Annotated in this window: 11 protein-coding genes; 3 read left to right on the top strand and 8 right to left on the bottom strand. The window is 63.8% G+C overall.

Going from position 1 to position 13,045, the window contains the following annotated elements; genetic code table 11:
- Window positions 1-2: 2 nt before the first annotated feature.
- The 5 genes from I6F21_RS11405 to I6F21_RS11385 all read right to left on the bottom strand — a co-directional run bounded on the left by I6F21_RS11405 (window position 3) and on the right by I6F21_RS11385 (window position 6,787).
- Complete coding sequence (locus I6F21_RS11405) at window positions 3-2,360, bottom strand: Orn/Lys/Arg decarboxylase N-terminal domain-containing protein (RefSeq protein ID WP_036023350.1); 2,358 nt, start codon at window positions 2,358-2,360, stop codon at window positions 3-5.
- A gap of 96 nt (window positions 2,361-2,456) precedes the next feature.
- Window positions 2,457-4,661: a xanthine dehydrogenase family protein molybdopterin-binding subunit gene (locus I6F21_RS11400; RefSeq protein ID WP_225141321.1), complete on the bottom strand. Its 2,205-nt coding sequence runs from the start codon at window positions 4,659-4,661 to the stop codon at window positions 2,457-2,459.
- 7 nt (window positions 4,662-4,668) lie between these two features.
- Window positions 4,669-5,685, bottom strand: coding sequence for a xanthine dehydrogenase family protein subunit M (locus I6F21_RS11395; protein WP_225141323.1), 1,017 nt, complete (start codon window positions 5,683-5,685; stop codon window positions 4,669-4,671).
- Window positions 5,682-6,167, bottom strand: coding sequence for a (2Fe-2S)-binding protein (locus I6F21_RS11390; RefSeq protein WP_225141474.1), 486 nt, complete (start codon window positions 6,165-6,167; stop codon window positions 5,682-5,684). The genes I6F21_RS11395 and I6F21_RS11390 overlap by 4 nt, the downstream gene beginning before the upstream one ends.
- A 140-nt stretch (window positions 6,168-6,307) precedes the next feature.
- Window positions 6,308-6,787: an Lrp/AsnC family transcriptional regulator gene (locus tag I6F21_RS11385; RefSeq protein ID WP_025035213.1), complete on the bottom strand. Its 480-nt coding sequence runs from the start codon at window positions 6,785-6,787 to the stop codon at window positions 6,308-6,310.
- A gap of 143 nt (window positions 6,788-6,930) precedes the next feature.
- Between I6F21_RS11385 and ald the strand changes: the two genes are divergently transcribed.
- The 3 genes from ald to I6F21_RS11370 all read left to right on the top strand — a co-directional run bounded on the left by ald (window position 6,931) and on the right by I6F21_RS11370 (window position 9,703).
- Window positions 6,931-8,046 carry an alanine dehydrogenase gene (gene ald, locus I6F21_RS11380; RefSeq protein ID WP_225141325.1) on the top strand — a complete coding sequence of 372 codons (1,116 nt, stop codon included), beginning with the start codon at window positions 6,931-6,933 and terminating at the stop codon, window positions 8,044-8,046.
- A 268-nt stretch (window positions 8,047-8,314) separates the two neighbouring features.
- Window positions 8,315-8,533, top strand: coding sequence for a hypothetical protein (locus I6F21_RS11375; protein WP_225141327.1), 219 nt, complete (start codon window positions 8,315-8,317; stop codon window positions 8,531-8,533).
- Between the two features lie 111 nt (window positions 8,534-8,644).
- Window positions 8,645-9,703: a putative sulfate exporter family transporter gene (locus I6F21_RS11370; protein WP_225141329.1), complete on the top strand. Its 1,059-nt coding sequence runs from the start codon at window positions 8,645-8,647 to the stop codon at window positions 9,701-9,703.
- 132 nt (window positions 9,704-9,835) lie between these two features.
- On the opposite strand, the gene I6F21_RS11365 is transcribed toward I6F21_RS11370, so the two are convergent.
- The 3 genes from I6F21_RS11365 to I6F21_RS11355 are packed head-to-tail and all read right to left on the bottom strand — an operon-like array spanning window position 9,836 to window position 13,034.
- Window positions 9,836-10,708: an ABC transporter ATP-binding protein gene (locus tag I6F21_RS11365; protein ID WP_036005639.1), complete on the bottom strand. Its 873-nt coding sequence runs from the start codon at window positions 10,706-10,708 to the stop codon at window positions 9,836-9,838.
- Window positions 10,705-11,577: an ABC transporter permease gene (locus I6F21_RS11360; protein ID WP_050995895.1), complete on the bottom strand. Its 873-nt coding sequence runs from the start codon at window positions 11,575-11,577 to the stop codon at window positions 10,705-10,707. Before I6F21_RS11360 ends, I6F21_RS11365 begins: the two co-directional genes overlap by 4 nt.
- Window positions 11,578-11,612: 35 nt before the next feature.
- On the bottom strand, window positions 11,613-13,034 hold the full coding sequence (locus I6F21_RS11355) for an ABC transporter substrate-binding protein (protein WP_225183146.1): 1,422 nt from the start codon (window positions 13,032-13,034) through the stop codon (window positions 11,613-11,615).
- Window positions 13,035-13,045: the final 11 nt, after the last annotated feature.

Raw genomic sequence — 13,045 nt, 5'->3', positions numbered from 1 at the left:
ACCTACTCGGTCACGACATAAGTGTAGAGCCCGATGCGCCCATTCGCATCGACCTCCTTGTAGACGCCCTGGATCTCGACGTCGAAGCCCGGAAATGTGTTGAAGCAGGTCTCGAACATCTTGAGATAATCGATCATGGGCTTGGCTCGTTCCGTCAGCCGCTCGCCGGGCACGATGGTGGCGATGCCGGGCGGGTAGACCACGAACGGCGTGGTCGCGATTCGGCCGGCGATCGCCTCGATCGGGAGGTAGTCGACGTCGTTCTTGAACAGATAGCGCGCGGCATCGCGGGGCGACATCGCGATCTCGGGCATATGCTCGGGCATGAACTGCCGCGCCTGGAGCGCGCTGACATCGGCGGTGCGGAAGAAACGGTGCATCTCGCCGCAGAGGTCACGCAGCCGTGCACCGGCGTAGCGCGCCTGCCGCCTCTGATAGAATTCGGGGATGACGTCGGCGAGCAGCGCATTGTCGTCGTGCAGTCGCTTGAACGCGACGAGGCCGGAGATCAGCGTGCCCGCCTTGCTCGCCTCGACGCCGGGCGTGAGCAGGAAGAGCAGGGAGTTGAGGTCGTTCTTCTCGGGGACGATGCGGTTCTCGCGCAGATATTGCGCGACGACCGGCGCGGGAATGCCGTGCTCGGCATAAGCTCCCGTCGCACGATCGAACCCGGGCGTGAGCAGCGTCAGCTTGTTCGGATCGGTCATGGCAAAGCCTTCCGCGAGATCGGGAAAGCCGTGCCAGTTGGTATCCGGGGAGAGCTGCCACAGCGCGGGGTTGGTGGCGAGCTCGTCGGTCGAGAGGGTCTCCCAGGCGACGTTATGCGCCGCGCCGGGACGGCTGACATCGGCAATGGCGACGCGATCGGGAACGAAGGGCTCGAAGAACCAGCGGCGATCCGGGTTCTGCTCCTTCTCCTCGAACTCCTGGCGCATCGCGCGGATCTTCTTGCGCAGCTCGATGCCGAGCCGGATCGTGTCGTCCCACAGCACTTCGCCGGAGCGGCCCTTCATCATCTGTGCGCCGACGTCGAGCGAGGCGAACAGCGGGTAGAACGGCGAGGTCGAGGCGTGCTGCATGAAGCTCTCGTTGAAGCGGCGGTGCTCGACGCGACGCTTCTGGCCGCGGATATGGCGGTCCTTGATGTGGATCTGCGAGGCCTGCGAGAAGCTTGCCAGCTGCTTGTGGGTCGACTGCGTCGCGATGATGCCGGGGGCGTCGGGCGAGAGATTTACCAGCCCCATGGCGAAGCGGCCGGCATAAAGGGGGTGGAATTTCATGAAGCCGGCCCAAGCCTCGTCGAACAGGATGTAGTCGCAGAGATGGCCGATACGCTTGATGATCATCTCGGCGCTGTGGATCGAGCCGTCATATGTGCACTGCTCGACCACGGCGACACGGAACGGCCGCTCCTTGCGCCAAGCGTCGCGATCGTTCACCAGGGGATGGTTGCGGATCGCCTCGCGCAAGCTCTTCTCTTCGAGCCGGTCCCAGCGCATCGGGCCGATCAGTCCCCAGGCGTTGCGAACGGTCGGCACATAGACCGGGATGCCGCCATTGATCATCAGCGCGCCGTGATGGGCGGCCTTGTGGTTGTTGCGGTCGAACAGCACGAGATCGCCGTCGGTGACGAGGGCGCCCAGCGCGACCTTGTTCGAGGTCGAGGTGCCGTTGAGCACGAAATAGGTCTTTTCCGCCCCGAAGATCGCCGCCGCTTCTTTCTGCGCCCTCAGCGCCGGGCCCTCATGGGTGAGGAGGTCGCCGAGGTCGAGCACGGAATTGTCGAGGTCGTCGCGGAACACGGACTCGCCGAGATGCTCGACGAACACGCGCCCGATCGGGCTGCGGTTGTAGAACACGCCGCCATTGTGGCCCGGGCAGGTCCAGAGCTGGTTGCCTTCCTCGGCATAGTCGACCAGCGCGCCGAAGAACGGCGTCTTCAGCGTCTCGGCATATTGCTTCAGCCGGCTGATCAGGTTCTTTGCGATGAAGGTTGGCGTCTCCTCGGACAGGAAGACATAGCCATCGATGAAATCGAGCACCTCGACCGGCAAATCCTCGAACCGCTTGCGACGGATCAGCAGGATGATCGGGAAGTCGAGGCCGCGGCGGCGCATCAGATTGATCAGCGCCGAGGTCTTGCCTTCCAGGCCCTTCTTGCCCCAGTCCACCACCATGCAGCCGATCGCGGCATCGGTCTGCACCGCCATCTCGGCATCCTCCAGCTTGCGGGCCCGGACCACCTCGAAGCCGGAGCGCTGGATCTCCTCGATGATCTGGTTGAAGCGGACGCCTTCGAGATCGTCGGCATCGAACACAGGGGCGGCGAACAGGAAGTTGAAGCGCTTGAAATAGTCCATGGCAGGTCCCGAATGTGCAGGAAGATACAGCTCTCTGCACATTCGATGACATCTGGATGACATGCCCGAGTGCTGCGGCAAGGTTAGCCTGACGCTTCACTCCAGCAGCTTGTCCAGTGTGATCGGGAAGCGCCGGATGCGCTTGCCGGTGGCATGATAGACGGCGTTCGCAATTGCGGCCGGGACGCCGACGATGCCGATCTCGCCGAGCCCCTTGATTCCCAACCGGTTGATGCGGTCGTCGGGCTCGTCGACGAAAATGACGTCAATGTCGTGGACGTCGGCGTTCACGGGAATGTGGTATTCGGCAATGTTCGCGTTCATGATGCGGCCGAAGCGGTGATCCATCACCGTTTCCTCGTGCAGCGCCATTCCAATACCCCAGACCACCCCGCCCATGATCTGGCTGCGGCCGGTCTTGGTGTTCAGGATGCGCCCGGCCGCGACCGCATTCACGATCCGGGTGACGCGGATAATTCCCAGCTCCTCGTCGATCTTCACCTCCGCGAAGACCGCCGAATGTGTGTTGCGGGCATGCGATTTATCCTCCGCGAATTGGTTGAGCTTCTCCTTTTCGATCCGCTCGAGCTTGCTGTGGCGCATGACATCCGCAATCGAGACAGCGGCCCCGCGACCGTCGCTGCTGGCGATCATGCCGTCAGTCAGGGTGACGTCGGCGGCGTCGAGGTCAGCGAGCGGTGTGCCCGGCATGGCCTTGGCAAGACGTGCGAGTTCCCAGCGAATTTCTTCGGCCGCTCCCAAGACCGCATGCGCGCTTGATGCCGCCATCCAGGAGCCGCCCTCGACGGGGGCTTGCGGCAAGGTCGAATCGGCGAGCCGGACGCTGATATTCTCGATCGGCAGCCCGAGAGCATCGGCCGCGACCTGCGCCACGATGGTGTAGGTGCCGGTGCCGATATCGGACGCGGCGCAGGAGACCTCGGCATGGCCGTTGGCCGTCAGCACGATGCGGACGGCGACCGGCATCTGCAGCGCCTCCCACACCCCGGTCGCCATGCCCCAGCCGACCAGTTCCTTGCCGTCTCGCATGGAACGCGGCGCCGGATTACGCCGGCTCCAGCCGAACGCTTCGACGCCGCGGGCGTAGCATTCGCGCAGCTGCTTGCTGGTGTAAGGCAGGCCTTGGCTCTGGTCGCGATCCGAGTAGCACCTCAGGCGCAGCTCGACCGGATCGAGCTTCAGCGCGACGGCCAATTCGTCCATGGCGCATTCGAGCGCGCAGACGCCCGTGGCCGCACCCGGCGCGCGCATGTCGCAGGGTGTCGAAACGTCGAGGTCCACCAGCTTATGGGAAAAGTTGCTGTTAGGACTCTTGTAAAGCTGCTCGGCCCAGCCCGTATCGTTGCGCGAAAAATCCTCATAACGTGAGGTCACGGCAACGGCTTCGTGGGTGATCGCATCGAGCGTGCCGTCCGGCTTTGCACCGAGCGCAACGCGCTCGATGGTCATGGGACGATAGCCCAGGCCATACATTTGTTGCCTCGTCAGCACGACGCGGACGGACCGCTTCAGTGCGAGCGCGGCAAGGGTTGCCAGCACCACCTGGTGCTGCGGCCGCAGGCCCGAGCCGAAGGCGCCGCCGACATAAGGCGAGATCACGCGGATGTCGTCCGGTTCCTTGCCGAAAACACTGCAGAGAAACTTCTGGACGTTCTGGACGCCCTGCGTCTTGTCGTAGACCGTGAGCCCGCCACTGCCGTTCCAGACGGCTGTCGTCGCGAAGAGCTCCATGGGGTTGTGGTGCTCGGTCGGAATGACGTAATCCGCCTCGTGGCGCACGGCCGCGCGCGTCAGGGCTGCTGCGGCATCACCACGCGGCTTGTGCGGTTGATCCACTTTTTCGGCCTTGCCGCGTTCGGATTCAAGATCGGTCGAAAACGCCTCCTGCTCATATTCGACGCGAACGCGGGTTGCGGCGAACTTGGCGATCTCCCAGTCCTCCGCGACGACCAGTGCGATCGGCTGGCCGTTGAACTTGACCCTCTCATCATAGAGCGGCCGGAACGGCGAGCCCTTCTCCGGCGCCACCTCATCCTTCCAGGCTTCGTCCTTGTCGGCGAGGGGCGGCCGATGTTCATGCGTGAGCACGTCGACCACGCCCTTCACCTTCAGCGCCTCGCTGGTATCGAGACGAGCGACGCGCCCACGCGCGATGCTGGCCTCGACGACGAAGCCGTGAAGGAGACCGTCTGCTGCGAATTCGCCAGCATATTTGGCGGCCCCGGTGACCTTGGCGCGGCCGTCGACGCGCGACGTTGGTGTTCCGACATAGGCGTTCATCGGGTCCTCATGCGATCTTCTTGTGAGCTTGTGATTGCGGCGTGGCGCTTGCGGCCTGCATCAGCGCACGCACGACGGCTCGGCGCGCCAGGTCGATCTTGAACCCGTTGTGGAAGCGTGCCGTCGCTCCCTGCAGCAGCAGGTCGGCGGCGCGCCCGAAATGATCCGGTGTTGCCGCCTGACCGCGCAATGCGGCTTCGGCCTCGAGGCTTCGCCAGGGCTTGTGGGCCACGCCACCGAGCGCAAGGCGCGCTTCGCTGATCGCGTTGCCCTCCAGGTCGACCGCGGCCGCGACCGAGACCAGAGCAAAGGCGTAGGACAGCCGGTCGCGGATCTTCAGATAGCTGTAGTTCCGGGCAAAGCCGTTCGGCGGCAGCTCGATGGCGATAATGATCTCGCCGCTGCCGAGATTGGTATCGAGATGAGGCTTGTCCTCGGGAAGCCGATGGAAATCCGTCAGCGCGATGGTGCGCTGCCCCGAGGGGCGTGCGATATGTACGAGCGCGCCGAGCGCGGCCAGCGCCACGCTCATGTCGGATGGATTGGTCGCGATGCAGGAGTTGCTGGTGCCGAGGATGGCATGGTTGCGGTTGAGGCCATCGACGGCCGAGCAGCCCGTGCCGGGGCTTCGCTTGTTGCAGGGTGTCGTGGTGTCATAGAAGTAGGGGCAGCGCGTACGTTGCATCAGATTGCCGCCGACCGAGGCCATGTTGCGCAGTTGCGCGGAGGCGCCGGCCAGGATGGCGCTGGCAAGGAGGGGATAGCGCTGCTCGATCAACGGATGGTAGGCGAGGTCCGAATTCGGCACCAAGGCGCCGATGCGCAGACCGCCGTCCGCTGTCTCCTCGACGTCGCGGAGCGGAAGGCGAGAGATGTCGATCAGCCGGGAGGGCCGTTCGACGTTCTCCTTCATCAGATCGATCAGGTTGGTGCCGCCGGCGATCAACTTCGCACCGGGATCGGCGGCGAGCAGGCGGATGGCGTCGGCAACATCGCTTGCGCGGGAATATTGGAAGTTGTTCATGACCGGCTCATTGCCTGCTCGATCGCAGCCACGATGTTGGTGTAGGCACCGCAGCGACAGAGGTTTCCGCTCATCAGCTCCCGGATCTCATCCGCATCGCGCGCACGGCCTTCGGCCAACAGGCCCGCGGCAGAGCAAATCTGCCCCGGCGTGCAATAACCGCACTGAAAGGCATCGTGGTCGATGAAGGCCTGTTGCAGGGGATGCAGCGCGCCGTCCCTGGCCAAGCCTTCGATAGTCGTGATCTCGGCGCCATCCTTCATGACGGCCAGGGTCAGGCAGGAATTGACCCGTCTTCCGTCGATCAGCACGGTACAGGCGCCGCATTGGCCGTGATCGCAGCCTTTCTTGGTGCCGGTCAGCTGCAGACGGTCACGCAGCGCATCCAGAAGCGTGGTCCATGGCACGACCTCGAGCGCGCGGCTTTCGCCATTGACGACGAGGTTGATCGGAATGCGTTCGGGGATCGTAAGGTCGGCCATGGTGTATTTCCCTGCGGAAAGGCCGAGCCGGGCAAATTGTGCAAATGACGCGAGACTGCGTTGCCGCCGCTGGCCGATAGCGCCCAACGGATGACGAGTTGCTTGGTTCCCAATCGGTTCTCCCGATTGGATTTACGAGATCAGCGCTTGGTCTCGCCGAACACCACGGTCGGCACCGCGCGGTTGACGATCTCGCGCAGCGCGAAGCTCGATTGCACCCGCGCGACGCGGGGCAGGCGGGACAGCTCGGTGCGATGGATGCGCTCGAAATCCTGGATGTCGCGGGCGAGCACGATCAGGATGTAGTCGTCCGTCCCCGACATCAGGAAGCAGCGCACGACAGAGGGGCATTTCGTCACCTCTGCCTCGAACGCCTTCAGTGCCTCGTCGCTCTGGCTCTCCAGCGCGATGCGAACCAGCACCGTGGTGGTGAGGCCGAACTGGGCCAGGTCGAGCGCGGCCTGGTAGGCCTGGATGTAGCCGTCATCCTCCAGCGCCTTCTGCCGCCGCGCCAGCGCCGTGCTCGACAAGCCGATCTTGTTGGCAAGCTCGGTGTGGCTGGCTCGCGCATTGGTCGTGAGTTCCGCGAGGATGGCGAGGTCTTTCCGGTCGAGGGCCAAGGTTTCGTTTCCAGCGTCAAAGGACCATTTCGCGCCGGAAACCGGCGCGGGCGCTGCCAAGGTAGCGGATATTTGCACGAAACCAAACCGACCCTCTCGCTACGATCAACAATGGAATCAAAGCATTGGCGAGGGAGATCAAGATGCGCGTCGGAGTCCCGAAGGAAATCAAGGTGCAGGAATATCGGGTCGGGCTCACCCCAGGTGCGGTCCGCGAATACGTTGCCGCCGGGCACCAGGTGACGGTCGAGAGCGGCGCCGGCAGCGGCATCGGTGCGTCCGACGAGGTGTACCGGCGGGCAGGGGCGTCCATTGCCGAGACCGCTCCCGAGATCTTTGCAAAGTCCGACATGATCGTGAAGGTGAAGGAGCCGCAGAAGAGCGAATGGGCTCAGCTTCGCGAAGGCCAGATCCTTTTTACTTACCTTCATCTTGCGCCGGATCCCGACCAGGCCAAGGGCCTGCTTGCTTCCGGCTGCACCGCAATCGCCTATGAAACCGTCACGGACGCGAGCGGTCACCTCCCGCTGCTCGCCCCGATGAGCGAAGTCGCCGGCCGCCTGGCCATCGAGGCCGCCGGCGCCGCGCTCAAGCGTTCCAGCGGCGGCCGCGGCCTGCTGCTCGGCGGCGTGCCCGGCGTGCAGCCGGCACGCGTCATCGTGCTCGGCGGCGGCGTGGTCGGAACGCAGGCGGCACGCATGGCCGCCGGCTTAGGTGCCGAAGTCACCGTGATCGACCGCTCGATCCCGCGCCTGCGCGAACTAGACGATCTGTTTGTTGGACGCGTACGCACCCGTTTCTCCACCATCGAGGCGGTCGAGGACGAGGTGTTCGCCGCCGACGTCGTGATCGGTGCAGTGCTGGTGCCTGGCGCCAGCGCGCCGAAGCTCGTCACCCGTGCGATGCTGAAATCGATGCGGCCGGGAGCCGTGCTGGTCGACGTCGCGATCGACCAGGGCGGCTGCTTCGAGACCTCGCACCCGACCACGCACGCGGAGCCGACCTACGAGGTCGACGGCGTCGTTCACTATTGCGTCGCCAACATGCCGGGAGCCGTGCCGGTGACCTCGAGCCAAGCCCTGAACAACGCCACGCTGCCGTTCGGCCTGATGCTCGCCAACAAGGGATTTGCGGCCATCTTGGAGAATCCGCATCTGCGCAACGGGCTCAACGTGCATCGCGGCCGGGTGACGAACAAGGCGGTGGCGGAGAGTCTGGGGCTGGAGTTTGCGCCAGTAGAGAGCGGACTGGCGGCGTAGCGAGATGGGCCATCGTCGGTGCGGCGCCATCAACCGACTGGAAGATGGCGCTGCCGCCGTGCTCCCGAGCCCTCGGGGAATCCCGACGCGGTGAAGGCGTTGTGACCGGAGCGGCGGTGTCCAAATAGGCGGAAAGAAGAAAACTATTGCCGTGGTCCTGTCAGGAGGAAGGAGTTTCCCCTTCCGAGCGCAAAAACGCCAATCGCTTCCATTGCTGTTTGCAGCCGAAACGACGACATTTCCGCCAGAAATTGGTGGATCGGCAGCCATGGAACGCACTGGATTTGAGCCCTTCGGCGAGCAACTGGTGTCCGCAACGGACACACAGCCGAAGTCGCGCGCCTCGAAGCTCCTGCTGCGGGCCGGCACCACCGTGTTCTGGTCGCTGGTCGCGGGCATCGTGCTGGCCCGTGCAGCCTTTTTCGAGCCCGGCATCTATGACGGTTTCAGCCGCGTCGCCTCGCTGGCCAAGAACCTGATCTTCTGAGGCCGTTTATTCCGGTCCGAGGACAGAACTTCTCTCGGCCCTGATATGTCGAAAACATATTTCCCAATCGGGTCGTGGTGCGTATAAATCTTTCTCCTTGGGGAGAGATTTGTGTCGCAGAATCAAGCATCCAGCCCGGCCGATTCCAAGCCGGTCACCACCGCGGGCCGTATTGCGGCGCTGATTCCGGGCATCCTCCTCTGCGTTCTCGTGGCCGGTGTGTCGGCCCTGCTCGAGCGGGCCGAACTGGGCATGTTCGAGCACCCCTATGTCGAGGCGCTGGTCATGGCGATTCTGCTCGGCATGGCGGTGCGCAGCTTCTGGAAGCCGGCCCCGCGGTGGCAGGCCGGCATCGCCTTCAGCGCCAAGCAACTGCTGGAAGTCGCGGTGATGCTGCTCGGGGCCTCCATCAGCTTTGCCGCGATCGCGGCTTCCGGCATTGCGCTGCTCGCCTCCATCGCCGCGGTCGTCGTGGTCGCGCTCTGCGTCTCCTTCGGCCTCAGCCGGCTACTCGGCCTGTCGACGCGGCTGTCGATCCTGATCGCCTGCGGCAACTCGATCTGCGGCAATTCCGCCATCGCCGCGGTGGCGCCCATCATCGGCGCCAGCAACGACGAGATTGCATCCTCGATCTCCTTTACGGCGATCCTTGGCGTGATGATGGTGCTGGGCCTGCCGCTGCTGATCCCGCTGCTCCAATTGTCCGCAACGCAGTACGGCATTCTCGCCGGGCTCACCGTTTACGCAGTGCCGCAGGTGCTCGCCGCGACGGTGCCGGCAGGTCTCGTCTCAACCCAGATCGGCACGCTGGTGAAGCTGATGCGTGTCCTGATGCTCGGCCCGGTCGTCGTCGGCCTGTCGCTGGTCGCTTCGCGCTGGCAGAGCGATGCCAAGAAAACCAGCGTCGGCTTCTTCCGCCTGGTCCCCTGGTTCATCCTCGGCTTCCTTGCGCTTGCGACCCTGCGCTCGCTGGAGATCGTGCCGGCGACGGTGGTTGGCCCCGTGACGACGATCACGAGCTTTCTCACGGTGGTCTCGATGGCCGCCCTCGGCCTTGGCGTCGACGTGCGCGTGCTCGCCAATGTCGGCGGCCGGGTGACGGCGGCCGTGACGCTGTCGCTGCTGCTGCTGCTGGGGATCAGCATCGCGCTGGTGCACTGGTTCAAGTGATCAGGGCAAAGCTGCAGTAGGGTGGGCAAAGGGGCGCAAGCGCCGTGCCGACGGTTCTATAAGAGACGGAGAACCGTGGGCACGCTTTCGCTTTGCCCACCCTACGAGACCGTCATTGCTGCGAGCGGTAAGCTAAATCACGTCCGCGAGCGAGTGGCCGTGCAGCTCGATGTTCAGCCCCTGCATGCCCAAGTCGTTGATCTCGCCGCCCATCGCCTTCAGGCTCTCTTCGCGGATCAGCGACATCAGCCCGCGGCGGAGCGCCAAGAATTCCGACGACATCATCATCGATTGCTGCCGCGGCCGCTCCAGCGGGATCGGGATCTCCGCCTTGATCGAGCCCGGCCGCGCGGTCATGCAATAGACGCGGTCGGACAGGAAGATGGCTTCGTCAATGTCGTGGGTGACAAACAGCACCGAGATCTTCAGCCGCTGCCACATATTGGTGAGGATCTGCTGCATGATGACGCGCGTCTGCGCGTCGAGCGCGCCGAAGGGCTCGTCCAGCAACAGCACTTTCGGTCCCGTCGCGAGCGCGCGGACGATGCCGACGCGCTGCTTCATGCCGCCGGAGAGCTTTTCCGGATAATGCTTTTCGAACGCTTCGAGTCCCGCAAGCCCCAACAGCGTGCGCGCGGCGCGTTCGCGCTGCGAGCGCGGCATGCCGCGCATCTTCAGGCCGAACTCGACGTTCTCGCGCACGGTTTTCCACGGAAAAAGAGAATATTGCTGAAACACCATGCCGCGTTCGGCGCTCGGACCGTTTACCCGCTCGCCGTCGACGGTAACTACACCGGTCGTCGGCTTGAGGAAGCCTGCGACCGCATTGAGCAGCGTCGACTTTCCGCAGCCGGACGGGCCGACGATCGACACGAACTCGCCGGGCCGCACATGGATCTGCGTGTCGGTGACAGCCTGCACCGCGCCCTCGATGGTCTCGTAGGCGAGGGAGAAGTTCTTGACTTCGATGTGGCCTTTTGGGCTGTTCGCTAGCACCTCGCTCATGTCGATCTCCACGGCATCACCAATTGCCCCGCGCCCCGGATCAGCAGGCTCGATCCGAGGCCGAGCACCCCGATCGCGATCATGCCGAGCGCGATGTCGGCATATTGGACCAGCGAATAAGCTTCCCAGGTGAAGTAACCGATGCCGTACTGACCGGAGATCATCTCGGCCGCGATCAGCGACACCCAGGCGACGCCCATGCCGACGGTGAGGCCGGTGAAGATGTGCGGCAGCGAGGCTGGGAAATAGACCTCCCGAAAGATCGAGCGTTCGCGCGCGCCGAGACATTGTGCGGCGCGTACCAGCACGGGGTCGACCAGCGACATGCCGTGCAGGGTGTTGACGAGAATCGGGAAGAACGAACCGAGGAAGGTGATGTAGACGATGCTCTGCTCGTTGGTCGGCCACAGCATGATCGCCATCGGCACCCAGGCGATTGCCGGGATCGGCCGCAGCACTTCGGCGACTGGGAAAATCACCTCATGCACCAGCTTGAAGCGCCCCATGATCAGGCCGAGCGGCACGCCGACGATCGCCGCGAGCGAGAATCCGATGAAGATGCGCCGGCAACTGAGCAGGATGTGCATCAGGAATTTAGGATCGTGAATCGCCTTTATGAAGCTGTCATAGACCGCGAGCGGCGAGGGCACGTTGGTGAAGCGCACGAAGAACACGACCCGATAGGTCGTGAGCAGATGCCAGACCAGCAGAAAGGCGAGCAGCGAAATCACGCCGATTGCCGCCGCGCGCAGACCTGCCCGATTGAGCCGGTACCAGCGCAACCCCAGTGTGGCGAAGGAAGGCGGCGTCGAAGGCCGGATGATGGCGGCGGGCGCGGAGCCCGCCTCAGCAAGTGCTGTTGCCGGCATGCTGTCCTCGGGCTGTCTGACGAGGGCGGGGCTGCTCACGTCTTGCCTCCGCCGACGGCGGCCTTCATCGCTTCATCGAAGCCGAGCACCTTGCCGCTGATCTTGGCAGCGTAGGCTTCGGCGTCCTTCTTCAGCAGGAACGGGGCGACCTCGCTATTGCCGACCGCGAAGAAGGCCTGATCGGCGAACAGCTTGATGCCGCGCGTGGTGTCGAAGACGTAGGCGACGTTGATCTTCTTGCCCTTGGCCTTGTAGTCGGCATAGGCGCCGAGCGTGCAGCTGGCGGACGAGAAGGGCATGATGCCGGCACCGTCGACCCAAACTTCGCCCGCCTTGCGCGGATCGGTGATGGGCTTCTTGCAGAAGCTGTCCTCGCCCGAGATCTCATAGTTGCTGGTGCTCGCGAGCTGGGCGTTGTAGTCGAGCTTCATTTCGGCATAGGCCTTGCGGATGTATTTGTCGTCGACCCATTTCTTCGGATCGAACTCCTTCATGCGGCCGAGATTCTGTAGCACCTTGACGTCGGTCGTGGCCGCATCGATCAGCGCTGGCTTGATCGTCGGATCGGTCGTCATATTGCCGCTGGGCCCTAAGAAGATGTAGACGACCTCCTTGTTGATGCCGGTCCATTCCTGGATCTTCTCGGCGGCCAGCTTGGGATCCGCGCGCAGCCACTGATTGGCGGCGATTAGCGCCTTGAAATAGGCGACGACGACCTCGGGATATTTTTCGGCGAAGTCGGTGCGAACCACGATGCCGTGGAAGGTCGGCAAGTTCGTTTCGACGCCGTCGAAGATCTTCCGCGCGAAGCCGCGGAACGGCAACAGCTCGGCGAAGGGGACGAAATCGGCGTGCCCGTCGATCTTCTTCTCCTGCAGATTGGTCGAGCCGACCTCCGGGCTCTGGCTGACGAGCTGGAAGAAATCGGACGCATAGCCGCGATCCTGCATCGCTTTCAGCACCATGCCGTGCGCGGCGGAGCCGAAAGGCACGCTGACGAGCTTACCCTTGAGATCGGCGAGGTCGTAATAGGGTGAGTCCTTGTGGACGACGAGGCCGTTGCCCGAGCCGGACAGGCTGTAGGCGGCGATGCCGACGAGGCGGCTCTTGCTCTCCGGATTGCTCTCGAAGGTGAATCCGTTCACGATGAGCGGGTAGTCGCCCATCATCCCGATCTGCAGCTTGTTCGCCATCATCGCGTTGGTGACGGGCGGACCGGAGGTGAAGTTCTGCCATTCGAGCTCGAACTTGATGTTGGCGTATTTGCCGTCCTTCGGCAGGTACTTCTCGAGCAGTTGCAATTGGCGGATGACGACGCCTGCGGTGACCGTGTTGGTCGTGGTATCCTGCGTTCCGATGCCGAGCTTGACGGTTTCCGCAGAAGCCGGCTGCGCGACGAGCAGCGCCAGCGACGTCACCGACATCGCGATCGAGAGCGTGGGAAGATGGCGGACCATTCTCATCCTCA

It is taken from the genome of Bradyrhizobium sp. NBAIM03 (assembly GCF_020194055.1).
GTDB lineage: Bacteria > Pseudomonadota > Alphaproteobacteria > Rhizobiales > Xanthobacteraceae > Bradyrhizobium > Bradyrhizobium yuanmingense.
Note: the sequence above shows the minus strand (reverse complement) of the source record. Positions and strands in the feature narration are given on the sequence as shown.

Coding starts and splice junctions, on each gene's coding strand:
- I6F21_RS11365 (WP_036005639.1), bottom strand. CDS start 10,708: ATGAGCGAGGTGCTAGCGAACAGCCCAAAAGGCCACATCGAAGTCAAG.
- I6F21_RS11360 (WP_050995895.1), bottom strand. CDS start 11,577: ATGCCGGCAACAGCACTTGCTGAGGCGGGCTCCGCGCCCGCCGCCATC.
- I6F21_RS11390 (WP_225141474.1), bottom strand. CDS start 6,167: ATGGCCGACCTTACGATCCCCGAACGCATTCCGATCAACCTCGTCGTC.
- I6F21_RS11400 (WP_225141321.1), bottom strand. CDS start 4,661: ATGAACGCCTATGTCGGAACACCAACGTCGCGCGTCGACGGCCGCGCC.
- I6F21_RS11355 (WP_225183146.1), bottom strand. CDS start 13,034: ATGGTCCGCCATCTTCCCACGCTCTCGATCGCGATGTCGGTGACGTCG.
- I6F21_RS11395 (WP_225141323.1), bottom strand. CDS start 5,685: ATGAACAACTTCCAATATTCCCGCGCAAGCGATGTTGCCGACGCCATC.
- I6F21_RS11375 (WP_225141327.1), top strand. CDS start 8,315: ATGGAACGCACTGGATTTGAGCCCTTCGGCGAGCAACTGGTGTCCGCA.
- I6F21_RS11405 (WP_036023350.1), bottom strand. CDS start 2,360: ATGGACTATTTCAAGCGCTTCAACTTCCTGTTCGCCGCCCCTGTGTTC.
- ald (WP_225141325.1), top strand. CDS start 6,931: ATGCGCGTCGGAGTCCCGAAGGAAATCAAGGTGCAGGAATATCGGGTC.